A 22,486-nucleotide genomic window follows, 5' to 3' on the forward strand; every position below is an offset into this window, starting at 1 on the left:
GCAACGCGCGGGGACGGGTGGCGCGAGGTACGCGGGCCGGAGAGGAGGGCCGGTGGGGGCACATGTGTGGCGTCTTTCGAGGAGGGATCGACGAACAAACCAAACTATACAGGTAGGAAATTAGAAGTTTGGATCCGGGGAGTCTCCGCCCGCCGGAAGGTCCTGTGGACCACCGGGTTCTCCCGCCCCCGGAACCTAGGATGGAGGGCATGCGCACCCCCCACCCCCGCGTTCACGTGTCCGCCGCCGTGATGACCCACCCCTCCCGCGCCGAGTCCGCGAGAGGGGTCGCCCGGCGCACCGGTCTGCCCCTCACCGGTCTGGCCCCGGATCCCGAGCCGGACGGCCCGCCCACCGCGCTCCGCAGCGCCCGGGTCGCCTTCGGGGCCGCCGCGCGGCACGACGACACCACCCACCACCTGGTCCTCCAGGACGACGTCCGACTGGCCGAGGGCTTCGCGGGAACCGTGGAACACACCCTGGCCGCCCACCCGGAGGCCGCCGTCTCGTTCTTCGTCGAGTGGGGGTCGCGCACGGCGGCCCTGGCCCGATGGGCGGTGTTCACCGGGGCCGGGGTGGTTCCGGTGGTCAACCCCTACGTGCCCACCGTGGCGTTGGCGCTGCCCTCCGCGCTCTCCGTGGCGCTGGCCCGGTTCCTGGCCGACGAGGGTGGGGACGGGGAACCCGACGACCGGGCGGTGCTCCGCTTCGTCCGACGTACCGGGACCCGTGCGCTGGTGGCGGTGCCCACCCCGGTGGAACACGAGGAGCTGCCCAGCCTGGTCGGGAACTCGGAGCAGGGGGCACGCCGTTCGGTGTGCTTCGCCGCCGAGCCCGTGGCCGATGCCGTGACCTCGGTCCTGGAGCCGCCGCGCCTGCTCCCCCACCTGAACTGGACCAACGGGGAGACCTCTCTCATCGATCTCCAGCACGACGTGCCCGAGTCCCACGTGCCGCTGGCCCGCGCGCTGGCCGCCTGGGGAGTCGACGAGGAACGGACGGAGGCGGCCCTGGCGGCCGGTGCGGGGCGGGGCCCGGTGCGGCGGCTGGTACCGGAGCCCCACCTGGGCGCGGTCTGGCGCACGGCGGTGGCCAACGGCGCGGTGCTGGAGGGCCGGTGGCCCGGGGTGGTCGGCGGGCTGCGCGACAGACGGACCCAGGCGACGGTGGAGGGCGCGCTGGCCACGCTGGTACCGGGTGCCCTGCGCGCCCTGGTCGACGTCGCTGCCCTGGAGGAGCACCGGTCGGCCGTGGTCGATCTGACCCTGGACGCCCTGGAGTTCGGCGCCGAGCACTGCCCCGCGCCGAAGGAGGCCCTGTGACCGTACGGCTTCCCGCGCGGTGACGCCCCCGCCCCCGTCGCGCCGCGTCCCCGCCGGAGGTGTGGCCCGGCGGGGGCGCGCGGAACCCTAACGCTCCTTGGGGTGCAGCTGGCTGGTGACCGCGAGCCGGTTGTAGAGGTTGATCATGGCGATGGCGGACATCAGCGCGGCGAGCTCGGTCTCGTCGAAGAACTCGGCGGCGGACTCGTAGGCCTCGTCGGAGACCCCGGTGCCGCCGAGTTCGGTCATCTCGTCGGTGAGGGCGAGGGCCGCACGCTCGCGCTCGGTGAACCGCTCACCGGCCTCGTACCAGGTGGAAACGAGGAAGAGCCGCTGCTGGGACTCGCCCTCCTTGAGCGCCTTCTGGGTATGAAGGTCCACGCAGAACGCACAGCCGTTGAGGACGGAGGCCCGGAGTTTGATCAGTTCGAGCAGCTTGACGTCCAGATGGTCCGCGATGACCAGGTCGATCTCGTCGAGCTTCTTGTAGACCTCCGGCAGCTTCTTCGCCCACACCACGCGCTTTTCGGCCATGAGAACCGTCCCCTCGTCATCGGACACGCTGTCAAGCCAGATGCTACGACCTCGCCGCCGTCGACGCCCAACCCCCGGAGGAGTCCTCCCCACGCATGTCAGCACGCACCGACCGGACCCGTGTTCCGGAGCCCCCCTCCACTCCGGCGGACCCTCCCCAGCGCGCGGGGCCGATCGCCCGGCGGATCGCGGGCAAGGCTCTCCCGCTCTACCTCTCCATGCTGTCCACCCTCATCGGGAGCGCGGTCACCGCGGCGGTCCTGGGCAACACCGGGACCGTGGAGCTGGCCGCGTACGCGCTGGTGATCGCCGTGTTCAACCCGATGATCATGGTCGTGCACGGCACCCTGCGGGGCTCCATGCCCTTCTTCACCGAGAACGAGGACGACCCCCGGGCCCTGGCCCCGGTGCTCCGGGACAGCCTGTGGCTCAGCCTGTTCCTGGGGATCGTGGGCGGACTGCTGATCCTCGCCGTCCCCGTGGGCGCGCGGCTGGTCGGGGTGGCCGAACCCACCGTGGCCGTGCTGGGCCTCTACCCGCTGCTCATGGCCGGATACGTGGTGCTGGCGGCGGTCAAGAACGCGACCACCGTGCTGCTGGTCGGGTTGGGGCACACCAGGGCGGTGCTGGCGCTCTCCCTGGTCTCCGTGGCCTTCTCGCTGGTGGCGACCCCGACCCTGGTCCTCGGACCGGGGCCCCTCCCGGCCCTGGGGCTGTTCGGCGCGGGGGCCTCCATGCTCGCGATGAACGTGGTCACCGTGGGCCTGAACTTCGCGGTGGTCAGGCGCGGGACGATCCTGCGGGGGCACCCGATCGGGTTCGGCGCGCCCCGGTGGGCGGGGATCAGCCGGATGGCGAGGGTCGGACTCCCCACGGGTTCCACCCTGCTGATCAAATCCGGGTCACTGAGTGTCCTGGCCGTGGTGGTCGCCCGGATCGGCCCCGAGGAGGCCGCCGTCCACCAGGTCGCCGTGGTGCTCGTGGGAATGGCCTTCATCTCCTTCGTCGGCGTGGGCCAGGCCACCGTCCCGTTCACCGTGCGGGCGGCCGGGGCCCGCGACCGGGCCCTGGTGGTGCGCACGGTCCTGGCGAGCTACCTGGTGTCGCTCCCGGTGATGCTGGTCAGCGGGGCACTGCTCTGGTGGGCGGCGGGGCCGCTGGTCTGGCTGTTCACCGACGATCCCGGGGTACACGCCGGGGTGGTCGCACTCGTTCCGCTGCTGTGTCTGGTGGGTGCCTTCGACGCCCTCCAGTCGGCGCCCAACTCGGGACTGCTGGGGCTCAAGGACACCCGGCCCGCCATGTACGCGTTCGCCCTCGGTTACGGCACGCTGGTGCTGGCCTCGGTGCCGCTCGTGGAGCACGGTGGTCTGACCGCCCTGTGGGGCGCCAACGCGGGCGCCACGGCGTTCCTGGTGGCGGCGCAGTGGTTCTCGTTCCTACGGATGTCGCGCCGCGTGGCGCCGGATCCGGAGGCCCCCGCCTGACGCTCAGGCGGTACCGGTCCACGCGGTGAGGGCCGCGCGGACCTGCTCGGCGCAGGGCCGTTCGGCGCTCCAGGCGACGTGGCCGTCGGGGCGGACGAGGAGTGCGTCCGCCCCCTCGGGCAGGTCTCCGACGACCCGCAGGGCGCGCACCCGGTCGGCCCAGGGCCTCGCGGCCTCGGCCGAGGCTCCCACCCTGGTGGTGTCCAACAGGGTGAACCGGGTCGGGTCCACCAGCTCGTACAGCCGCGTGGTCTCCCCCTCGTGCACCAGCGGGAGGTCGTCCACACGCCGCCCCACCGAGGCGGAGTCCATCACCTGCTCCGGCCGGCGGTAGCGCACGCTGAGACCGGAGACCAGTCGGCGCATCGCAGCGGACACCCGGCCGACCCGGACCAGGCGGGGGACCACGTGGGGACGGATCGCGCGGACCAGCCCGGGGGCCACCGCCATACGCTGGATGAAGTCGGTGACGCGCAGGGTCTGGCGGCCCACCGGATGGCGTTCGTCCTCGTAGGTGTCGAGCAGCCAGTCGGGCGCCCACCCCCGCTCCTGCGCGACCAGCTTCCAGGCCAGGTTGGCGGCGTCCTGGATACCGGTGTTCATCCCCATGGCACCCATCGGGGAGTGCACGTGCGCCGCGTCCCCGGCGAGCAGGACCCGTCCGACCCGGTAGTGGTCCGCCTGACGGCGTTCGCTGAGGAAGCGCGTGGACCAGCTCATCTCCGCGACGCTGACCTCTCCGTCGGTGATCCGCCCCAGGGAGTCGTTGAGCTCCTCCCTGCTGACGGGCTGGTCCAGTGGCACGTCCTCAAGGCTCCGGTCCCAGACGATGGCCCGGTACCAGCCGTCCCCGTAGGGCGGCAGCAGCGCGAGCCCGTCCGGGCCGACGTAGGGATTGATCGCTGGGGGCAGTTCCCGTTCCGGGCGGACGTCGGCCAGCAGGATGTGCGTGTCGTAGCTGCGTCCGCTGAACCCCACCCCGAGCAGCGAGCGGACGGCGCTGTGCGCCCCGTCCGTGCCCACCACGTAGGCGGCGCGCTCGGTGTGCGAGCCGGTCCGGGAGCGGACGGTGAGCGTGACCCCGTCCTCGTCCTGGTCGAGACCGACGACCTCGGCGCCCCTCCTGATCCGGACCCCGAGGCGTTCGGCGCGGCGTTGGAGGAGCGCCTCGGTGCGCGCCTGGGCGACGGTGAGCACGTACCTGAACCGGCTCTCCGGGTGGCGCAGGTCCAGCGCCACCTCCCGACCGCCCATGGTGACGCGGACACGCGAGACCTCGAAGCCCTGGTCGACGATCTCGTCCGCGATCCCGCGCATGTCGAAGAGTTCGAGGGTGCGGGCGTGCAGGGCGAAGGCGCGGGTCAGGTTGGACTCCTCGGCGCGCTTCTCCAGGAGGGTGACGTCCGTCCCGGCCTCCGCGAGGTCCCCCGCGAGTATGAGGCCGGTGGGTCCGGCTCCGACGACGATGACGCTCATGCCGCTTCTCCTTACGGCGATTCAACGGTACTCTCAATACCGGAACTCTTAGTACCGATACTACGAGTACCCCAACCACTGTCAAGAGCTCGGGAGAGGGAATGCGCAAGGGACGAGGTGGCCGTCGCCCCGACCCCGCCGTGGACGAGGCCATCCGGAGGGCCACGGCGGAACTGCTCCCGGAGCGCGGCTTCGACCTGACCTTCGACGAGGTCGCCCGGCACGCCGGGGTGGGGCGCACCAGCGTGTTCCGCCGCTACGCCACCAAGCAGGAACTGATCCTGGCCGCCGCCGAGCAGATCACCATCGACCGGATCGAGGTCCCCGACACGGGTACGCTCCTCGGCGACCTGACGCTCGCCGTGCGCGCCGTCCACGGCGTGTTCGCGGAGCCCGCCACGCAGGCCCTGGCCCGGCACGCCCTCGTGGCCGCGCTCCGGGAACAGGCGGGGGCGGTCATCATCCGCACCCTGCTCGACCGGCGTCTGGAGCTGGTCACCGCGCTCCTGGAGCGTGCGGTGGAGCGGGGCGAGCTCTCCGGGACCGGCCGAGCCCGCCTGGTGACCGACCTGCTCTCCGGGATGCTCATGGCCCGCCTCGCCGCCGGGCAGCCGCTCCCCGAGGAGCAGGAGTGCGACGCGCTCGCCGCCGCCATGGCCACCGCCGCCGCGGCCTGACCCCCGGCCGGACGGGCCCCTGACCGAACGGGCCCGGAGGACCGTGCCTCAGTCCTCCGGGTCGCGGGCGTCGTGCGTGAGCAGGGCCAGCTGGATCCGACCCGACAGGTCCAGCTTGGTCAACGCGCTGGACACGTGCGCCTTGACCGTGCCCATGGACATGTGGAGCCGATCAGCGATCTCCGTGTTGGACAGCCCCTCGGTCACCGCCTCGGCCACGTCCCGCTCCCGTGCGGTGAGCAGGGCCAACCGGGCACGGGCGCGGTCGCGGCGGGTGGGCACCTCAGTACGCTCCACGGGGTCGGCCCCGGCCACGCGGTCCATCAGCGCGCGGGCCACGCTCGGCGACAGCACCGGTTCGCCCAGGGCGGCACGGCGCACCGCCTCGACGATCCGCGCCGGGTCGGTGTGCTTGAGCAGGTACCCGGCGGCTCCCGCGCGCAGGGCCCGCACCACGGTGGTGTCGGCGTCGAAGGTGGTGAGCACGAGTACCTGCGGCCCCGGAGCCGGGCCCGCTCCCCGGACCGGCCCCGATCTCAGCCGCGCGGTGGCGGCGATGCCGTCGACCTCCGGCATACGCACGTCCATGAGGACCACGTCCGGGCGGTGCTCGGCCACGGCGGCCGCCACCTGGGAGCCGTCGTCGGCCTCGCCCACGACCTCGATGTCTCCGCCTCCGGAGAGCATCAGGCGCAGACCGGCGCGTACCAGGGCGTCGTCGTCCACGAGCAGGACCCGGACCGGAGTGTTCACGTCCTCCACTATCGCACCTCTCGGCCGTGTTCCCCGGCGGCACCGGCGGGCTGGTCGACCGGCCAGGGCAGCACGGCGGTCAGCTGGAACCGCCCCCGGGAGGGGCCGTGCCTCAGACGCCCTCCGTCCAGGTGCACGCGCTCGGCCAGACCCGCCAGCCCCGCCCCTGCTCCGGGGATCTCGCTGGCGGCCCTGCCGATCGGCAGCACGTTGCTGACCACGATCACGAGTTCACGGCCGGGGGAACCGGTCACCGTGACCGCCACCTTCGCGCCCGGCGCGTGCTTCCGGGTGTTGGTCAGCCCCTCCTGAACCACCCTGTAGGCGGTGCGCCGCACCTGTTGGCGCGGCTCGGCCCCTTCGGGCAGGTCCGAGGTGTAGGAGACCTTCTCCCCCGCGTCGACCGCCTCCGTCACCAGCCGTGTCACGTCCGCGAGCCGGGGTTGGCGGGTCTCCTCGTCCTCCCCGGAGAGATCACCCGAACGCAGCACCGTGAGGATCTCGCTGAGTTCGTCCAGCACGCGGTGCGCGTTGTCGCGGATCACCCGGACCGCCGTCCCCACCTCCGACGCCCTGAGCGGCGCGGCCTCGCCGGACTCCGCCCGCTCGGTCCGGTAGGCCAGCGCCCCGGCGTGCACGGACAGCAGGGACATGCGGTGGGCGACCACGTCGTGCATCTCGCGCGCGATCCTGCGGCGCTCGTCCACCCGAGCGGCGGCCAGCCGTTCCTCCCGCAGTTCGCGTTCGCGCCGCACGTCCTCCCGCAGCCGCTCGACCAGTCGCCTGCGGGAGCGGATGGCCGCTCCCCACGCCAGGTAGGCGCTCATCAGCACGAGGATGCCGATCGCGGTGAGGACGGAGTCGCCGGTGGATCCGGGCACCAGCACGGCCCAGGGCAGACCGAGGACCACGGCCAGGAAGGCCCCCAGCGCCGCCTGCGGCAGGGGCCGGTAGACGGCCAGGCCGATGATGGAGACGGTCAGCGCGCCGATCACCGAGGTGGAGAACGAGGCGAGCAGGACGACGACCAGGGCCACGGCCAGCGGGTGGGATCGACGCCACCAGAGCGCGGCGCAGGCGGGCGGGAGGCAGGCCAGGTCGAGCCAGAGGACCCAGGCGGGCACGCGGTCGGTCGGATGCAGGTCCGTGGCGTAGGAGGCGTAGCCCAGGAGCCCGAAGACGACCGCGAACACCACGAGGAGGACGTCCACCACGAGGTCGCGGCGGTCTCGGCGACGCGTCTCCATGTGTCCCTCCCCCCGTCACGTCCGGCCTGGATTCCAGCCTAGAGCGCCCCGGCCGTCCGGCGCCTCGATCACCAGGCCAGGTGACGGCTGGCCGTCCTGGTCACCCGGCCAGCCGTCGTGTCCGGTCGGCCGATGCGGTCCGGGCGGTGCTCCCGGAGTATGGGGACCATGACTAGCCCTGACACACCAGCACTCGAGCTGGACGGACTCACCAAGGACTTCAACGGGACGCGCGCCGCCGACCGCGTGAGCCTGGCTGTGCCGCGCGGCGCCACGATGGGTCTGGTCGGTCCCAACGGCGCGGGGAAGACCACCTCGCTGTCGATGGCGGTGGGGCTGCTCCGCCCGGACTCCGGCACCGCCCGGGTCCTCGGCGTGGACGTGTGGCGGGACCCGATCGAGGCCAAGAGCCGTCTGGGTGTGCTCCCCGACGGCCTCTCCCTGCCGGAGCGGCTCACCGGGGGCGAACTCCTCGACTACTGGGGACGGCTGCGCGGTCTGGACCGCGACGTCACCCGGACCCGTGCCGGGGAACTCCTCCAGGTCCTCGAACTGGACGGCGCGGAGCGCGACGGCGTGCTGGTCGCGGAGTACTCCACCGGGATGCGCAAGAAGATCGGTCTGGCCACGGCGCTGCTGCACGCCCCGGAGGTGCTGGTCCTGGACGAGCCGTACGAGGCGGTGGACCCGGTGTCGGCCCGGGTGCTGACCGCGATCCTGCGCCGGTTCACCGACGGCGGCGGCACCGTGGTGATCTCCAGCCACGTGATGGCCCTGGTGGAGCAGCTCACCGACCGGGTGGCGATCATCGCCGAGGGACGGGTGCTGGCGGACGGCGCACTCGTCGAGGTCCGGGGGGCGGACGCCACTCTGGAGGACACCTTCGTCCGTCTGGTCGGCGCGCGCGAGGTCGGAGAGGGGGACCTGGCGTGGTTGAACTCCTGATCCGCCTCAAGTTCACTCTGGGGCGGCACGGCTCCGTCGGCACACGGTTCTTCTCCTTGGTGATGATCGCCCTGGGGGTCGGGCTGACCTGGTACCTGGCGGTCGCGGCCTCCTCCGACCAGGTCCGGTCGGGCCTGCTCATGCTGGCCCTGGCGGTCTGGGCGAGCGGCTGGGTGCTCGGCCCCACCATCACCAACGGGGTGGGGGTGCTGCGGGCGCAGTACTTCACCCTGCTTCCGCTGGACCGGGACCGGGTGGGTGCCGGGCTGCTGGTGACGGCGTTCGTCGGTCTGGGCCCCCTGCTCACCCTCGTGGCCACGGCGACGGTCGCGTGGCACGCGTGGGCCTCGGATCCGGCCACGCTGTTCCTGGGGCTGCTCGGCATGATGGCGCTGCTGGTGTTCATGGTGTCGCTGTCACGCCTGGTGTTCCGCGCGTTGGGCGTGGCCATGCACAGCCGGATCGGGATGGAGATCGCCTCCCTGCAGTGGGGCCTGATCGTGGCCGGGCTCTTCTTCGGGTGGATGGCGGTCCAACCGGCGTTCTCGGCCGTGTCGAGCCTGTCCCGGGAGGGGCTCCAGGGCACGGTCCTGACCGTGGTGTCCGCGGTGCCCACCTCCTGGCCGGTGCTGGCGGTGGACGCGGCCGCGGCGGGTTCGTGGGGCGCCGCCTTCGGCTGGCTGGGGGCGCTCGGCGCGCTCACCCTGGTGACGGTTCTGGTCACCGTGCGGCTGTTGGCTCCGAGCGTGGCCCCCCGCGGTGTGCGGAGACGGTCGCGGCCACTGGGTTCACGGGTGCTGCTCGGCGGTCGTTCCCTCCTGCCGGACACCCCCCTGGGCGCGGTGGTCGGCAAGGAGCTGCGCCAGTGGTGGCGGGACCCGTGGCGCGGCCTGGAACTGCGTGCCGCCCTGTGGACGGGCCTGATCATCGGCGTGATCGGACTGATCGGCCAGCTCCCGGAGGTCGCGCCCTTCGCCGGGGTGATGGCCCTGCTGGTCATCGGCATGGGCGGCGCCAACATGTACGGGCACGACGGCACCGCCCTGTGGCTGACCGTGGTCGGCCAGGGGCGCGACACGCTCCGCGCCGACGTGCGGGGCAGACAGATCGCGTTCGCCCTGCTCGCGGGCCCGTCCACGGTCGTGCTGAGCGTGCTGGCCGTGGTCGCCTCCGGGGCCGGTTGGGCGGTCCCGTACGTGGTGTCGAGCCTGGTGGTGTTCCTGGGGGTGGCCGCCGGACTGTCGATCCTGTTGTCGGTGGTGGCCGTCACCCCGGGTGTGGACCCGCACCTGCGCGTGGACGCCAACGACGCGGGCGACAACCAGCTCCAGGTGTGGATCACCCTGTTCGCCATGCCGGTGTTGTCGTCCCCCACGATCGGGGCCCTCGTGTGGGCCGGTGTCCAGGGCGTGCCCTGGCTGGCCGTTCCGGTGGCCCTGGCCAACGGGTCCCTGGCCGCCTGGCTGCTGGGCCGAACCGCCCACCTCCGTCTGGAGAAGCGGCTGCCGGAGACCTTCACCCGCATCCGGTACGGCAAGGACGTGGCGGCCCAGGCCGTGCCCCGTTCCGGCGGGGGGCTGTTGGACCAGCTGGAGCGCGGGGCGCTGTCCACCAACGTGGACACCAAACCCACCGGCTCCTGACCGTTCCCCCTCCGTCCCAAGGGCGGGGAGCGACGGGCGACGGAGACCTCCGGTGGACCCGAGCGCTCACGGGACACACACGGAAGAGCGGCGCCGGTGGCGGCCTCGGGCCACCACCGGCGTACCCCCGTCGAGACTCCCTCCGCGCCGCGGGCCCCACCCCGGTTTCCGCGCCCGACGCCGGGCCCGAGCGACCGACGCGTCGCTCCTGGAGCTTGACCTGGTGCGCGCTCCAGGTCCTAGCGTGAGCCGCATGACCACGAAACAGAGCAGGATCGGCTCCGGCTTCGGTATGCGCAGCACCGCGACGGACGTCCTCGACGGCGTCGACCTCACCGGGCGGGTCGCCCTGGTGACCGGCGGCTACTCGGGCATCGGCCTGGAGACCACACGGGCCCTCGCGGCGGCGGGCGCCCGCGTGGTGGTCCCGGCCCGCAGGCCCGCACGGGCCGAGCAGGCGCTGTCCGGGATCCCGGGATCCGAGACGGCCGCGCTGGACCTGGCCGACCTCGACAGTGTGCGCGGCTTCGCCGACTCCTTCCCGTACGACCGCGTCGACCTGGTGATCACCAGCGCCGGGATCATGGCCTGCCCGCACACCGAGGTGGGCCCCGGTTGGGAGGCCCAGTTCGCCGTCAACCACCTGGGCCACTTCGCCCTGGTCAACCACCTGTGGCCCCGGCTCGACGACGGCGCCCGGGTGGTCGCGGTCTCCTCTGGCGCACACCACGCCTCCGGTATCCGCTGGCAGGACCCGTGGTTCGCGGAGGGCTACGACCGCTGGCTGGCCTACGGGCAGTCCAAGACCGCCAACGTCCTCTTCGCCGCGCACCTGGACCGGCTCGGTCGCGAGCACGGGGTGCGGTCCTTCTCCCTGCATCCGGGGGCGATCCTCACCCCGCTCCAGCGGCACCTCACCACACAGGAGAGGGTCGACCAGGGGTGGATCAACGAGCAGGGCGACGTCATCGACCCCACCTTCAAGTCCCCCGAGCAGGGCGCCGCCACCCAGGTGTGGGCGGCCACCTCCCCCCGGCTCGCGGGCCTGGGCGGGCTGTACTGCGAGAACTGCGACATCGCGGAGCTCCCGGAGTCGGCCGATCCCACTCAGGGTGAGGGCGGGGTGGCCGCACACGCCCGGGACCCGGAGCAGGCCGAGCGGCTGTGGGCGTGGTCGGCCGAGCTCACCGGCGTGAACGCCTTCGCCCGAGCCTGAGCCCACCCGAGCCGGTGCGTTCCGGCTCGCGTCCGGCTCCCGGATCAGTACTCTCCGAAGCCCGCACCCGTCCGAACCGCCCGGGGCGCTCCGTGCGACGGGGCGCCCCGCACGCCGTGTCGGCCACCCGGCGCCTGTGCCAGAGTTGGGACCGCGAGGACCAGCAGGAGGTACAGATGGCTCGGAAGGCCGACCCCGCAAGGAGACGCGAGGTCCTGGACGCCGTGATCGAACAGCTCGCGGACACCGGGATCAGCGGGTTCACGCTGCGCGGACTCGCCCAGGGTCTGGGGCAGAGCACCCGCGTGCTCACCCACCACTTCGCCGACCGCGAGGACCTGCTCTCAGCGGTCCTGGCCCGGCTGGACGAACGCCAGCACCAGTCGCTGCTGGCCACCAAGGGGTGGGAGGACGCGGCCGTCCCGGTCTCCGACATCGTCCGCGCCTCCTGGCGGCGCAACCTCGGCCCGGAACTCCCCATGACCCGGCTGATCAGGGAGATCGAGGGGCTGGCCTCGGCAGGGCGCCTGCCCGCGTCCAGCGCCGGGTTCCTGCGCGGACGGGCGGAGTTCGTGGCCTCCTGCCTGACCCTGCGCGGTTCGTCGCCGGACCGTGCCCTCAGCCTCGCCACCCTGCTCAACGCCTCATTCGCCGGACTGGAGGCCGACTACCTCACCACCGGCGACCTGGGCCGCGCCGAGGCCGGACTGGACCTGCTGTGCGAGTGGATCGACTCCACCGCGACACCCCGTTGATCCCAGGGCCGGCCCGCGGCTGACCGGGGCTCACGCTCCGGGCCGGGCTCGGACCCTCTCGTAGACCGGGACCAGACCGTCGAGGAAGGCGGTCAACGCCAGTTCGAAGCTGTCCTCGTCGATCTCGGCGGCGACCTCGGCCAGCCGGTGGGCCTGGGACAGGTTCGGGTAGCGGTCCTGGTAGACCCACACGTCGTCGTCGAATCCGCCCGCGAAGGAGTGTGTCGCCGCGCCCACCACCAGGTACTTGGTGGAGGCGCCGATCATCGTCGCGTAGCGGGGCGGCCAGCCCGCGCCCACGAGCCCGCCGTGGACGGCGTCGGCCCTGCGCAGCGCCTCCTCACGGCGGCCCGGCCCGGCGGCGATCACCGGGAGCAGGTTGGGGTGCTGGGCGAGCGCCGCGCGGTAGGAACGGGCCCACACGGCCAGGCCCTCGCGCCAGTCGCCGCCACCGAAGGCGGACACGTCGATGTGTGTGGTGGCCTCCTCCGCGACCTCGCTGAGGAGTTCCTCCTTGGTCCGGTAGTGGCTGTACAGCGAGGCGGCCTGGACGGCGAGCTCCTGGGCGAGCTTGCGCATGGACAGCTGCTCCAGTCCGTCCCGGTCGATGAGCGTGAGCGCGGCCGTCCGGATGGCCGGTTTGCTCAGGATCGGTGTCTTGGGTCTGGCCACGGCGGGGCTCCCCTTCCGCGCTGTTCTCCTCCGCGCCGGGCCGTCCGGCGTCAGCGCTGATCATCGCACGGCGACGCCCCGCCTCCCGTCGGACGCGACGGTCCCGGCCACGTCCCGACCCCTTGCGTGCGTTGACGGGCACGGCGTACCCTCACATAACCGAACACCGTTAGGTTATCTGGGAGCAGCCGTGATCGATTTCTCACTGAGCGAAGAACAGCGCGCCATCCAGAGCTGGGTGCGGACCTTCGTCGAGCGGGAGCTGATGCCGCTGGAGAACGACGTGCTGCGCCGAGAACGCGAGGGCCACCCGCCCGGCCTGAACCACGAGGAGCGAACCCGGCTGCGCGCGCTCGCCCGCGGGTCCGACTTCTGGGGCGTCTCCACCCCCGAGGAGTACGGCGGCATGGGCCTCGACGCCGTCACCGAGGCCCTCATCGAGATTGAACTCGGCCGGACCTTCCTCACCTTCAAGTTCGGCGGCGAGGCCGACAACATCCTCTTCCACGCCAACGAGGAGCAGAAGCGCACGTACCTGGTCCCGACGATCGAGGGCGAGCGCCGTTCCTGCTTCGCCATCACCGAACCCGGAGCGGGGTCCGACGCCAAGGCCATCCGCACACGGGCGGTCCGTGACGGCGACGAGTGGGTGATCAACGGCGAGAAGACCTTCATCACCGGCGGCGAGGAGGCCGACTTCGCCCTGGTCTTCGCCGTCACCGACCCCGAGAGGGGCGCCGACGGCGGTGTGACCTGCTTCCTCGTCGACCGTGACATGGGCTGGACCTCCGAGCCCATCGACACCATGGGCGAGCGCCGCCCCGCCTCCCTGGTCTTCCAGGACGTGCGCGTCCCCCACGAGAACGTCCTCGGGGAGGAGGGCCGGGGCTTCGCCCTCGCCATGAAGTGGATCGGACGCGGCCGCTACCTGCTGCCCGCCCGCGCGCTGGGCGGCTGCGAGCGCCTGCTCGACATGGGCATCGAGTACGCCAGGACGCGGGAGACCTTCGGCGCTCCCATCGCCGACCGGCAGGCCATCCAGTGGATGATCGCCGACTCCCAGACCGAGATCGAGGCGCTGCGGCTGCTGGTGCTCCACGCGGCCTGGCAGGTCGCTCAGGGGCTGGACTCACGGCACGCGCAGTCGATCGCGAAGCTGTTCGGCGGTGTGAAGGCCAACGAGATCGTCGACCGCGTCATGCAGATCCACGGCGGCATGGGCTACACCCGGGAGCTGCCCGTCGAGCGCTTCTACCGCGACCTGCGGCTCCTGCGCATCTTCGAGGGCACCGACGAGATCCAGCGCCGCACCATCGCCCGGGACCTGCTCAAGGGCCATGTGAAGGTGGGCGCGACGCTCAGGTAGCGGTGGGGACGCGAAGGGGTCCGTACCGCGTGTGGGAGCGCGGCGCGGACCCCGAAGCGTGCGCCCGCCGCCCGGCTGGTCGTACCCCGGCCCGGGCGGCGGGACGAACGGTCCTACTTGCCCTTGACGTCGACCAGGTCGACGACGAACACCAGGGTCTCCCCCGGCTTGATGAGGGCGCCGGCGCCGCGGTCCCCGTAGGCCAGGTGCGGCGGGATGACCAGCTGACGGCGGCCGCCCACGCGCATGCCCAGGACGCCCTGGTCCCAGCCGGGGATGACCTGGCGGGCGCCCAGCTTGAAGGTGAGGGGCTCGCCGCGGTTCCAGCTGGCGTCGAACTCCTCGCCGGTGGAGTGCGAGACGCCGACGTACTGCAGGCTGACGGTGTTGCCGTGCCCGGCCTGGTCGCCCTCGCCGACGGTGAGGTCGGTGACCTGGAGGTCCGCGGGCGGCGGGCCCTCGATGAAGTCGATCTCGGGACGCTCAAGCGCCATGGTGGGGTCCCCCTCGGTTGAAGACGTGAACAGAGGGGCCCAGGCTATCGGTGGTGACCGATGGCCCGGACAGAGTGCGCCAAAGGGGGCGGAGGTCGGGGTCCACGATCCGGGAATCCGGAGATTCGAGGCCGGTCCCGAGGATGTCATGAACGCCAGCATGCTTGGCCCTCGTCCCGCGCGCCAGGGGATTTCGGGCCCCGCACTCGGGAGGACCCGAGGTCACACCCGTGTGCGCCCGTGGTCCCCGACGGTGGCGGCGACGACGTGTCCGTGCCCCTCCACCTTGATCGGGCCGCTGTCGGCCTGGACGAACACGGACTCCCCCCGGCCGAGGGTGACCCCCTCACCGACCTCGGCGACCAGGTCCACGGTCCCGTGCAGCGCCAGGACCACCGTGGGTCCGTCGCCCGGCAGGTGAGCGGTGATCCGCCCCGGGCCGATCTCGTGGAGCGCGAACTCCGGAGCGGCCGGGCGGAACTCCCGACGGCCGTCCAGGAAGCCCGGCTGGGCGTACGGGATGGGCAGGACCGAGAAGTCCACCACGTCGAGGAGCTCGGGGGCGTCCACGTGCTTGGCGGTCAGACCGGCCCGGAGCACGTTGTCGGAGCTGGCCATCACCTCCACCGCGGTTCCCTGGAGGTAGGCGTGCATGTTGCCCGCCGGGAGGAAGAGCGCCTGCCCGGGCCAGAGCGTGACCCTGTTGAGCAGCAGCGCGGCGACCGCGCCCGGATCACCGGGATAGCGGGTGGCCAGGTCGGTGACGATCTCCGCGTGGGGGCCGCGTCCGCCGCCCGACCACTCCCGGACGAACTCCTCGATCATCCGGCACCGGTCCGGCGCAGGGAGGGTCAACAGACGGGTGAGGGCGGCACGGAGCGCCGACTGGGTATCGGCGTGGGACAGGTCCTCCCGGAGCTCGGTGGCCAGGTCGTTGTCGAGCCCGATGAGGTCGGCCACGGTGGCGGCGGGTTCACGGAACCCGCACAGGGCCTCGAACGGCTCCAGCGCGAGGAGGAGCTCCGGCTTGTGGTGGGGGTCGCGGTAGTTGCGGTGGGGGGCGTCGAGCGGGATCCCCGCGCGCTCCTCGGCCTCGAAGCCGGAACGGGCCCGTTCGGCGTCGGGGTGGACCTGGAGCGAGAGCGGGGCCTCGGCCGCGAGGAACTTCAGGAGGTAGGGCAGGCGGGCGCCGAAGCGTTCGGCGGTCCGGTGGCCGAGAACGCGGTGCGGGTCCTCGGAGATGAGCTCGGGGAGGGGTCTGTCCCCGTCGTCGCAGTGCGCGGTGCTGGGGGCGCCGTGGTGCGCGCCCAGCCAGAGCTCGGCCTGGGGGGTGCCGTCGGGGTCGGTGCCCAGCAGACGAGGAATGGCAGCGCGTGCTCCCCAGGCGTACGGTCGTACCCTGTTGGTGAGCCTGTGCATCAGCTCCCCGCTTTCCCGTCGGCGTGTTCTCACCCCGTGGACGCTCCGGTGAGGTGTGAACAGTCTTGCCAAGAGAAGCCTCCCGGTCGACACGGCACGCCCCACATCTCGCGGTAGTGCACACTTCACCTCGCCAGTTGGGCAGGCACCCGTGGAACCCGGCGCCCGGTGACGGCAACGAAGTTACTGGGAAGTAAACCACGTTCGAGGACACGTGAACAGCACCACACTGTCACCTTCCAGAGACAACTGACGGTGCCCTCCAGGGTGACTCATGATGCCATCCGCATGACGATGAGGCCCGCTTCCCACGGGCCCGACACCCAGCGGGTCCCCGGAACTCCGGTGATCCTCGCCGCTCCCACCGGCGTCGGCCCCGCGAGCCCGACGGCCGGTCGGGAACCCGGAAAACCGGATGCCGCGCGAGGGCCCCGACCAGTAGGGTGCCCCGACCCCGGGAACACCAAGCACCAAGGAGCCAGCCCCATGCGACTGCGTCGAGGCGGCACGGACGACACCGACGAACTCCTGCGGCTCTTCGACGAGGCCGTCGTCTGGCTCACGGAGCGCGGCTCCGCCGACCAGTGGGGCACCCGCCCCTGGTCGGAGATCCCCGAGAGGGTCGAGAGGGTCCGCGGGCTCGCCTCGGACGGCCTCTGGATCGCCGAGATCAACGGGGCCACGGCAGGGGCCCTGGTCATCAGCGAGACCGCCCTCGACTACACGCCACCCGTCGACGAACGGGAGGTCTACGTGCGCCTGCTCCTGACCGACCGGCGGTTCGCCGGTCGCGACGTCGGCGGCCAGCTCCTCGACCACGCCCGGAGCCAGGCCCGCGAACGCGGGATCTCCCTGGTCCGGGTGGACTGCTGGTCGGGCGGCGACGGCTCACTCATCCGCTACTACGAGCGACAGGGGTTCACCCCTACCGTGCGCGCGCCCGTCGGGGACAAGGAGGTCCAGGTCTTCGAGGACCGCCTGGGACCCCACGGGCCAACGGCGGGGCTCAACGGTCCCTGAGCACCCGGTCCGAGGCCTCGACCAGGCGGTCGATCACCTGCTGGGTCAGCTCCGGGTCGGGGCTCCCCAGCCCGGCGATCGAGGACATGTACATGCCGTCCCCGGCGAGGCGGATGGTCTCGGCCAGCACCGGGTCCGTGAGTTCGGCGTGCAGGAGCTCACCCCAGCGGGTGAACAGCTCCTTCACGAGGACGCCCGCCTCCGGGGGGATGTCCTCCTTGCTGCGCAGGGCCGCGATGACCGCCCAGTACAGCTCGCCCTCCACCGTGGTCTGCGGCAGCGACGTGCGCAGGAAGTAGCGGACCACGCCCTCGTCGCTCTCGACCGCCTCGCGGAACTCCTCCTCCGCCAGCGCGCGGACGCGCTCCATGAGGCCGACCATCATGGCCGACTTGGAGGGGAAGTGGTAGAGCAGCCCGCCCTTGGACACTTCGGCGGCGCGTGCGACCGCCTCCAGGGTCACCGAGGAATAACCTTCGGCGATCAGGATGTCCTGTAAGGCGTCGAGGATGCGATCCCGCGTGTTCGATGTACTCACGATTGACACTGTACCGGCTGGACGGTACTGTACCGGCTGGACGGTTGAAGAGTCCCGGATCGTGCCCGCACCACCGTGCCGCACCCCGGTCGACCAGACTTCCCGTCCGCACAGCCCGGTCGGCACCGACTCCCCACCGGGCCCGCGCCCTCACTCCGAGAGGCGCGCAACCCACAAGCGATGACGAGGGAAAGATGAGTTCCGCCAAGGCCGGAAACGGCGCCACCCACACGCACGGGGGCAACACGTCCCCACCCGCGCTCGCGGGCCCGCGCGAGTGGGCCGCACTCGCCGTCCTGGTCCTGCCCGTGGTGCTGATCTCGGTCGACATGACCGTGCTCGGCTTCGCGGTCCCGGCCCTGAGCGAGGCGCTGCGCCCCAGCTCCGGACAGCTGCTGTGGATCATCGACATCTACGGCTTCATCCTGGCCGGACTGCTGATCACCATGGGTTCGCTCGGTGACCGGATCGGGCGACGACGCCTGCTCATGATCGGTTCCGCGGCCTTCGGCGCCGCGTCCCTGCTGGCCGCCTTCGCGCCCAACGCCGAGACGCTGATCATCGCCCGCGCCCTGCTGGGCGTCGCGGGTGCCTCGCTGATGCCCTCGACGCTCTCCCTGCTGCGCAACATCTTCCTGGACCCGCGCCAGCGCCTGCTCGCCATCGCGATCTGGGCGTCCGGGTTCTCCGGCGGCGCCGCGCTCGGCCCGATCCTGGGCGGCTGGCTCCTGGAGCACTTCTTCTGGGGTTCGGTCTTCCTGATCAACCTGCCCGTGATGGCGCTGATCCTGATCCTGGTGCCGCTGCTGGTCCGTGAGTCCCGCAACCCGGACTCCGGCCGGATCGACCTGCTGAGCGTCGTGCTGTCGCTGGGCGCCATGCTGCCCATCGTGTTCGGCATCAAGAAGATCGCGACCGGCGGCCTCGACGTGCTGCCGATCCTCTCGCTGGCGTTCGGTCTGACCCTGGGCTACCTGTTCGTGCGCCGACAGCGCACGCTCAAGGACCCGCTGATCGACGTGTACCTGTTCCGTTCGCGCGTGTTCAGCGTGGCGGTGGTCACCAACCTGATGATCGTGTTCTCCCTGGTCGGGTCGTTGTTCTTCCTCACGCAGTACCTCCAGCTGGTGCTCGGCATCTCACCGATGCGCGCCGGGATCGTGCTGGTGCCGGGGCTGCTGCTGTCGATCATCGCCGGTCTGGTCGCGGCTCGGGTGGCGCGCCACCTGAGCCTGTCCACCGTGATCGGGGTGTCCCTGCTGGTGACGGCGGCCGGGTTCGGCGCGCTGGTGCTCACCCCGGCCGACGACGTGACCCGTGGTGTGGCGCTCGTGGTCACGGCCTTCGTGCTGATCTCGCTGGGCACCGGCTTCGCGGAGACGCTCACCAACGGCGCGATCATGTCGGCCGCCCCGCCCAAGCGCGCGGGCGCCGCGTCCGCGATCTCCGAGACCGCCTACGAGATGGGTGGCGCCCTGGGCGTCGCGGTGCTGGGCAGTGTGCTGACCGCGTTCTACCGTGGCCACCTCACCGAGGTGGACGGGGTGCCCGAATCCGCGACCGAGGCCGCCCGGGAGACCCTGGGCGGTGCCGCCAACACCGCCTCCGACCTGGGCGGGGCGGCCGGTGACGCGCTGATGGACTCGGCCCGGCTGGCGTTCACCGACGGCATGCACCTGACCTCGGCCATCGCCGTGGTGATCGTGCTCGCCGCCGCGGCCCAGGCCTGGTTCCTGCTGCGCGGCCACGGCAACCCGGCGGTCGACGCCCCGGACCACGGGACGGACCGGCGGGAGGCCTCCGAGGCCCCCGTCACCGCCGGGTCCGACCATGCCGTCGAGGTCGTCGAGGCCAACGAGTCCGCGAGGTAACGACCGTCACGAGTTCGGCCCCCGAGGGACGTCCCTCGGGGGCCGACCCGTGCCCCGGTTCGCGGACACGGTCGGCCCAGAGGGTCAGGGCAGGCGCAGGAGCTCGACCTCGCCGCCCGCCCACCCCGGCGGAACCACGGCGTAGGCGTCGGCCAGGGCGGCCCCGCGCAGACTGCCCGGACGGTCGTGACCCACCGGCTCCGCGTACCCCTCCCCCACACGCACCGCGACCAGGCGTGTGTCGTCGGGTCGGGACCGCACGTCCGCGCCCAGAGTCGTCCTCGCCAGACCAGCCGTCGGGTCGGGGCGGCCGGACATCGCGCACAACAGCGGGACCAACAGGGTGAGCGACGCCACGAGTGCCGCGTTCGGGTTCCCGGGCAGGCCCACGAACACGGTGCCGTCCCGGTGGGCGAGTAGCTGCGGGTGCCCGGGGCGGCAGGCCACCCCGTCCACGACCACCTCCGCGTCCAGTTCCCGGAGCACCCCGCGCAGGTGGTCGGCGGGTCCCTTCGAGGAGGAACCGCAGACCACCACCACGTCGGTCCCGGCCGTGGTCAACGCCTCACCCAGGTCCCCGAAACCGTCCCCCAGCATCCGCACGCGATCCAGGTGGGCCCCGGCCCAGGCGACGACCCCGGGCAGCAGGGGGCCGATCGCGTCACGCACCACACCGTCCCCCGGCAGGCCGTTCGTGGCGAGCTCGTCCCCGGTGACCAGCACGGAGACTGTGGGCAGACGCACACCGAGACCGTCGTGGCCCAGGCTCGCCGCCAACCCCAGCACCGCCGGGGTCACCTCGGTGCCCGCTTCCAGCACCCGCTCCCCCGGCGCCGTCTCCTCGCCCGACCACCGCACGTGCCGTCCGGGGAGAGCCTCCCCGCGCACCCAGCCGTCCTCCACTTCGGCGTGCTCGTAGGGCAGGACCGACTCGGTGCCCTTCGGCGCGCGGGCGCCCGTCGCGATCTCCACCGCCTCGCCCCGCCCCAGGGAGAGCCCCGCCACGGGAGCGCCGGCCAACTGCGCGCCCACCAGGCGCCACGGTCCCTCACCCGCCACCGCGAAGCCGTCCATCGCCGACGCGTCGAAGGCGGGCAGGCCCACCAGCGCCCGCAGGTCGTCAGCGAGCACACCGCCCAGGGCCCGGCCCAGAGGGAGGTCTCGCGCGGGCGTGCCCGACCGCGCCCCGAGCTCGCGCGCACGCTCACGCGCCCTCGCCCAGGGGACGGCACCTCCGTGCCCTCCACACGCCGCGCCGTCCGCCACGGGGATGTCCATGCCGCTCCGTCCACTCCGCTGCCCGATGTGCCCCGGATCCGCCCGGAACTCCTGACGCGGACGCTACCCGCCCCGCGCACCCACCCAGGGGAGCGCCGCACGACCCGGCCGAGCTCTGATTTGCCGTCTGTCGAATCTCCGGTAAAGTCTGTACCAGCAGCAAGGCGAGGCCAACGGAAACGGGGGCCGAGCCGGGCAGCACGCGGACGTGGCTCAGCTGGTAGAGCATCACCTTGCCAAGGTGAGGGTCGCGGGTTCGAATCCCGTCGTCCGCTCGGAGGAGACGCGGGGCGAGAGATCGCCTCACGTGTACTCGGTGGAGTGGCCGAGAGGCGAGGCAGCGGCCTGCAAAGCCGTCTACACGGGTTCAAATCCCGTCTCCACCTCCCAGTCTCACTGGGGCGATTAGCTCAGTTGGCTAGAGCACTACCTCGACACGGTAGGGGTCACAGGTTCGAGTCCTGTATCGCCCACATCACGCGAAAGCGGGTTCCCACGGGAACCCGCTTTCGTCGTTCCCACGGTGGTGTGGCCGCTCCCAGCAGGTAGAGCGCCCCACATCGCGTCCGCCGATCATCGGTCACCCCCAGCACACGCTGGACCATCGCCGGTGTGACCTTCTCCTGAACGCACCTCATCCCCGGCCCGGCGTGGCCAAGGCCGCCCGCTCAGGCCCGCTGCTCTCGTGCTCTTGACGCGCGGGCCCAGACTTGGGCGACCGTGTTCGGATCCGACGAGGGCAGCGAAGGAGGGCCGTGGCCCCTCGGAAGCGCGCACTCGGAATACTTCGACCGCGGCACCTCCTCCTTGGCATACATGGGCGAAGTCATCGCCGGACAGCGCTAGGACCTATCGAGACACGAAACTACGGAAACAGACGGCCTGCCTGGCTCTGGCCGTCGTCACGATGACCGCCTGCAACCCCGACACCGACCAGGGGACGGGGATGGAAGAAACGATCACCGAGGACGAAGCGGCTGCCAAGGTCGACCAACACATCGCCAACGCGGTAGCCGCCCTCCCAGAGACCGTCGAGCTCGAACCCCTGGGCCCGGTCGCCTTCGCTTCCTGCGACGATCCCACCGACGGTGGCCCTCGAGGCCGTGTCACCGTCAGTCTGGATCAGTGGCTGAACGGGCTGCCGGTGGAGGAGAACGAACAGAACGCCGAACTGCTGTACCAGTACTGGACCGCCAACGGCTATCGCGTGCTCCGTGACGAACGCCCCGACAAACTGTCGATCGCGGTCGAGAACGAGGAGGACGGCTTCCTCATGTCCCTCCGCGCCAGTATTCAGGGAGACCTCTCCCTCGGCGCGTCCTCCCCCTGTGTGTGGCCGGAGGGCACACCGGGAGCCTGACGGTGCGAGAACTGCCGGTCCGGTTCTCCCGAAGGGGATGGTCTTGCGACGCTGGTTCCAGACCGGCACCAGCCACCTCCCTTCATCGTGCCGCAGTTCGTCATCCCGGGCTCCGCAGGTCGAGAACTCGGCTGGCACGGGCACGTCCCCGGCGGCCGGTCGGCGCTGAGCGAGCTCTTCCTTCCCGCCGCGTACGCCACCCAGCAAGCTCCCCAGCGGCGTCCCGGTGGGACCGATCCCCTGAGCCGCCCCCACCGGTGAGCGCGACGTAGACAGTTCGTCCCGGCCAGGAGTCAGGGCTACGCGCGTACGCCTCCGTGCGTGCGGCGACTCCGCGCGCCAGTGACGCAATCGGTTCGACCACCGGTACTCGTTGACACACCTCATCCCCGGTCCGGCGTGGCCGAGGACGC

The 22,486-nt window shown here is 72.0% G+C and carries 21 protein-coding genes and 3 tRNA genes; 15 read left to right on the plus strand and 9 right to left on the minus strand.

Features of this window, described 5'->3' with window-relative positions; all coding sequences use genetic code 11:
• The first annotated feature begins 200 nt into the window (after nt 1-200).
• Nucleotides 201-1,322, plus strand: coding sequence for a hypothetical protein (locus ACFW3L_RS00415; protein ID WP_378734699.1), 1,122 nt, complete (start codon nt 201-203; stop codon nt 1,320-1,322).
• Between the two features lie 87 nt (nt 1,323-1,409).
• Here ACFW3L_RS00415 and ACFW3L_RS00420 read toward each other — a convergent pair whose 3' ends face one another.
• Nucleotides 1,410-1,856: a carboxymuconolactone decarboxylase family protein gene (locus ACFW3L_RS00420; protein ID WP_378734701.1), complete on the minus strand. Its 447-nt coding sequence runs from the start codon at nt 1,854-1,856 to the stop codon at nt 1,410-1,412.
• Between the two features lie 95 nt (nt 1,857-1,951).
• On the opposite strand from ACFW3L_RS00420, the gene ACFW3L_RS00425 reads away from it, so the two are divergent.
• Nucleotides 1,952-3,343, plus strand: a complete 1,392-nt coding sequence (locus ACFW3L_RS00425) for an MATE family efflux transporter (protein ID WP_378734703.1) — start codon at nt 1,952-1,954, stop codon at nt 3,341-3,343.
• Between the two features lie 3 nt (nt 3,344-3,346).
• On the opposite strand, the gene ACFW3L_RS00430 is transcribed toward ACFW3L_RS00425, so the two are convergent.
• Nucleotides 3,347-4,819 carry an FAD-dependent monooxygenase gene (locus ACFW3L_RS00430; RefSeq protein WP_378734705.1) on the minus strand — a complete coding sequence of 491 codons (1,473 nt, stop codon included), beginning with the start codon at nt 4,817-4,819 and terminating at the stop codon, nt 3,347-3,349.
• A gap of 101 nt (nt 4,820-4,920) precedes the next feature.
• On the opposite strand from ACFW3L_RS00430, the gene ACFW3L_RS00435 reads away from it, so the two are divergent.
• Nucleotides 4,921-5,496: a TetR/AcrR family transcriptional regulator gene (locus ACFW3L_RS00435; RefSeq protein ID WP_378734707.1), complete on the plus strand. Its 576-nt coding sequence runs from the start codon at nt 4,921-4,923 to the stop codon at nt 5,494-5,496.
• Between the two features lie 48 nt (nt 5,497-5,544).
• On the opposite strand, the gene ACFW3L_RS00440 is transcribed toward ACFW3L_RS00435, so the two are convergent.
• Together ACFW3L_RS00440 and ACFW3L_RS00445 are read right to left on the minus strand one after the other, a co-directional pair.
• A complete protein-coding gene (locus tag ACFW3L_RS00440) occupies nt 5,545-6,258 on the minus strand; it encodes a response regulator (RefSeq protein WP_378734710.1) in 714 nt (237 codons plus the stop codon).
• Nucleotides 6,258-7,496, minus strand: a complete 1,239-nt coding sequence (locus ACFW3L_RS00445) for a sensor histidine kinase (protein ID WP_378734712.1) — start codon at nt 7,494-7,496, stop codon at nt 6,258-6,260. The genes ACFW3L_RS00440 and ACFW3L_RS00445 overlap by 1 nt, the downstream gene beginning before the upstream one ends.
• Before the next feature lie 168 nt (nt 7,497-7,664).
• Here ACFW3L_RS00445 and ACFW3L_RS00450 point away from each other — a divergent pair, with 168 nt between their 5' ends.
• The 4 genes from ACFW3L_RS00450 to ACFW3L_RS00465 all read left to right on the plus strand — a co-directional run bounded on the left by ACFW3L_RS00450 (nt 7,665) and on the right by ACFW3L_RS00465 (nt 12,055).
• A complete protein-coding gene (locus tag ACFW3L_RS00450; protein ID WP_378734714.1) occupies nt 7,665-8,441 on the plus strand; it encodes an ABC transporter ATP-binding protein in 777 nt (258 codons plus the stop codon).
• Nucleotides 8,426-10,084: a hypothetical protein gene (locus tag ACFW3L_RS00455; protein WP_378734716.1), complete on the plus strand. Its 1,659-nt coding sequence runs from the start codon at nt 8,426-8,428 to the stop codon at nt 10,082-10,084. Before ACFW3L_RS00450 ends, ACFW3L_RS00455 begins: the two co-directional genes overlap by 16 nt.
• A 253-nt stretch (nt 10,085-10,337) precedes the next feature.
• Nucleotides 10,338-11,300, plus strand: a complete 963-nt coding sequence (locus ACFW3L_RS00460) for an SDR family NAD(P)-dependent oxidoreductase (protein WP_378734718.1) — start codon at nt 10,338-10,340, stop codon at nt 11,298-11,300.
• Between the two features lie 176 nt (nt 11,301-11,476).
• The gene (locus ACFW3L_RS00465) at nt 11,477-12,055 is read left to right on the plus strand and encodes a TetR/AcrR family transcriptional regulator (RefSeq protein WP_378734720.1); all 579 of its coding nucleotides are present in this window, start codon (nt 11,477-11,479) and stop codon (nt 12,053-12,055) included.
• Between the two features lie 30 nt (nt 12,056-12,085).
• On the opposite strand, the gene ACFW3L_RS00470 is transcribed toward ACFW3L_RS00465, so the two are convergent.
• Nucleotides 12,086-12,727, minus strand: a complete 642-nt coding sequence (locus ACFW3L_RS00470; protein ID WP_378734722.1) for a TetR/AcrR family transcriptional regulator — start codon at nt 12,725-12,727, stop codon at nt 12,086-12,088.
• Nucleotides 12,728-12,917: 190 nt separating this feature from the next.
• Here ACFW3L_RS00470 and ACFW3L_RS00475 point away from each other — a divergent pair, with 190 nt between their 5' ends.
• Nucleotides 12,918-14,093, plus strand: a complete 1,176-nt coding sequence (locus ACFW3L_RS00475) for an acyl-CoA dehydrogenase family protein (protein WP_378734724.1) — start codon at nt 12,918-12,920, stop codon at nt 14,091-14,093.
• Nucleotides 14,094-14,206: 113 nt separating this feature from the next.
• Here the strand turns inward: ACFW3L_RS00475 and ACFW3L_RS00480 are convergent, their stop codons facing one another.
• Together ACFW3L_RS00480 and manA are read right to left on the minus strand one after the other, a co-directional pair.
• On the minus strand, nt 14,207-14,587 hold the full coding sequence (locus tag ACFW3L_RS00480) for an FKBP-type peptidyl-prolyl cis-trans isomerase (protein WP_378734726.1): 381 nt from the start codon (nt 14,585-14,587) through the stop codon (nt 14,207-14,209).
• Between the two features lie 222 nt (nt 14,588-14,809).
• A complete protein-coding gene (manA, locus tag ACFW3L_RS00485; RefSeq protein WP_378734728.1) occupies nt 14,810-16,006 on the minus strand; it encodes a mannose-6-phosphate isomerase, class I in 1,197 nt (398 codons plus the stop codon).
• Nucleotides 16,007-16,492: 486 nt separating this feature from the next.
• Here manA and ACFW3L_RS00490 point away from each other — a divergent pair, with 486 nt between their 5' ends.
• A complete protein-coding gene (locus ACFW3L_RS00490; RefSeq protein ID WP_378734730.1) occupies nt 16,493-17,026 on the plus strand; it encodes a GNAT family N-acetyltransferase in 534 nt (177 codons plus the stop codon).
• On the opposite strand, the gene ACFW3L_RS00495 is transcribed toward ACFW3L_RS00490, so the two are convergent.
• Entirely contained in the window at nt 17,013-17,564 is a 552-nt protein-coding gene (locus ACFW3L_RS00495) for a TetR/AcrR family transcriptional regulator (protein ID WP_378734732.1), read from the minus strand. The genes ACFW3L_RS00490 and ACFW3L_RS00495 overlap by 14 nt on opposite strands.
• Before the next feature lie 194 nt (nt 17,565-17,758).
• On the opposite strand from ACFW3L_RS00495, the gene ACFW3L_RS00500 reads away from it, so the two are divergent.
• Nucleotides 17,759-19,435, plus strand: coding sequence for an MFS transporter (locus ACFW3L_RS00500; RefSeq protein WP_378734734.1), 1,677 nt, complete (start codon nt 17,759-17,761; stop codon nt 19,433-19,435).
• Nucleotides 19,436-19,519: 84 nt separating this feature from the next.
• On the opposite strand, the gene ACFW3L_RS00505 is transcribed toward ACFW3L_RS00500, so the two are convergent.
• On the minus strand, nt 19,520-20,713 hold the full coding sequence (locus tag ACFW3L_RS00505) for a molybdopterin molybdotransferase MoeA (protein WP_378734736.1): 1,194 nt from the start codon (nt 20,711-20,713) through the stop codon (nt 19,520-19,522).
• 202 nt (nt 20,714-20,915) lie between these two features.
• Here ACFW3L_RS00505 and ACFW3L_RS00510 point away from each other — a divergent pair.
• From ACFW3L_RS00510 to ACFW3L_RS00530, 5 genes are all read left to right on the plus strand, one after another.
• A tRNA-Gly gene (locus ACFW3L_RS00510) sits at nt 20,916-20,988 on the plus strand.
• Between the two features lie 40 nt (nt 20,989-21,028).
• Nucleotides 21,029-21,099 (plus strand) — tRNA-Cys (locus ACFW3L_RS00515).
• A gap of 13 nt (nt 21,100-21,112) precedes the next feature.
• Nucleotides 21,113-21,186, plus strand: a tRNA-Val gene (locus ACFW3L_RS00520).
• A 473-nt stretch (nt 21,187-21,659) separates the two neighbouring features.
• The gene (locus ACFW3L_RS00525; RefSeq protein WP_378734738.1) at nt 21,660-22,073 is read left to right on the plus strand and encodes a hypothetical protein; all 414 of its coding nucleotides are present in this window, start codon (nt 21,660-21,662) and stop codon (nt 22,071-22,073) included.
• Between the two features lie 87 nt (nt 22,074-22,160).
• The gene (locus ACFW3L_RS00530) at nt 22,161-22,334 is read left to right on the plus strand and encodes a hypothetical protein (RefSeq protein WP_378734740.1); all 174 of its coding nucleotides are present in this window, start codon (nt 22,161-22,163) and stop codon (nt 22,332-22,334) included.
• Nucleotides 22,335-22,486: the final 152 nt, after the last annotated feature.

The sequence above is a fragment of the Nocardiopsis sp. NPDC058789 genome (assembly GCF_042745575.1).
GTDB classification, from domain to species: Bacteria; Actinomycetota; Actinomycetes; order Streptosporangiales; family Streptosporangiaceae; genus Nocardiopsis; species Nocardiopsis eucommiae.

Excerpts from the sequence above, each read along its gene's own strand:
- manA (WP_378734728.1), bottom strand. The coding sequence starts at position 16,006 with ATGCACAGGCTCACCAACAGGGTACGACCGTACGCCTGGGGAGCACGC.
- ACFW3L_RS00480 (WP_378734726.1), bottom strand. The coding sequence starts at position 14,587 with ATGGCGCTTGAGCGTCCCGAGATCGACTTCATCGAGGGCCCGCCGCCC.
- ACFW3L_RS00525 (WP_378734738.1), top strand. The coding sequence starts at position 21,660 with ATGGAAGAAACGATCACCGAGGACGAAGCGGCTGCCAAGGTCGACCAA.
- ACFW3L_RS00490 (WP_378734730.1), top strand. The coding sequence starts at position 16,493 with ATGCGACTGCGTCGAGGCGGCACGGACGACACCGACGAACTCCTGCGG.
- ACFW3L_RS00430 (WP_378734705.1), bottom strand. The coding sequence starts at position 4,819 with ATGAGCGTCATCGTCGTCGGAGCCGGACCCACCGGCCTCATACTCGCG.
- ACFW3L_RS00465 (WP_378734720.1), top strand. The coding sequence starts at position 11,477 with ATGGCTCGGAAGGCCGACCCCGCAAGGAGACGCGAGGTCCTGGACGCC.
- ACFW3L_RS00420 (WP_378734701.1), bottom strand. The coding sequence starts at position 1,856 with ATGGCCGAAAAGCGCGTGGTGTGGGCGAAGAAGCTGCCGGAGGTCTAC.
- ACFW3L_RS00450 (WP_378734714.1), top strand. The coding sequence starts at position 7,665 with ATGACTAGCCCTGACACACCAGCACTCGAGCTGGACGGACTCACCAAG.
- ACFW3L_RS00500 (WP_378734734.1), top strand. The coding sequence starts at position 17,759 with ATGAGTTCCGCCAAGGCCGGAAACGGCGCCACCCACACGCACGGGGGC.
- ACFW3L_RS00415 (WP_378734699.1), top strand. The coding sequence starts at position 201 with ATGGAGGGCATGCGCACCCCCCACCCCCGCGTTCACGTGTCCGCCGCC.
- ACFW3L_RS00435 (WP_378734707.1), top strand. The coding sequence starts at position 4,921 with ATGCGCAAGGGACGAGGTGGCCGTCGCCCCGACCCCGCCGTGGACGAG.
- ACFW3L_RS00460 (WP_378734718.1), top strand. The coding sequence starts at position 10,338 with ATGACCACGAAACAGAGCAGGATCGGCTCCGGCTTCGGTATGCGCAGC.
- ACFW3L_RS00425 (WP_378734703.1), top strand. The coding sequence starts at position 1,952 with ATGTCAGCACGCACCGACCGGACCCGTGTTCCGGAGCCCCCCTCCACT.
- ACFW3L_RS00505 (WP_378734736.1), bottom strand. The coding sequence starts at position 20,713 with ATGGACATCCCCGTGGCGGACGGCGCGGCGTGTGGAGGGCACGGAGGT.
- ACFW3L_RS00445 (WP_378734712.1), bottom strand. The coding sequence starts at position 7,496 with ATGGAGACGCGTCGCCGAGACCGCCGCGACCTCGTGGTGGACGTCCTC.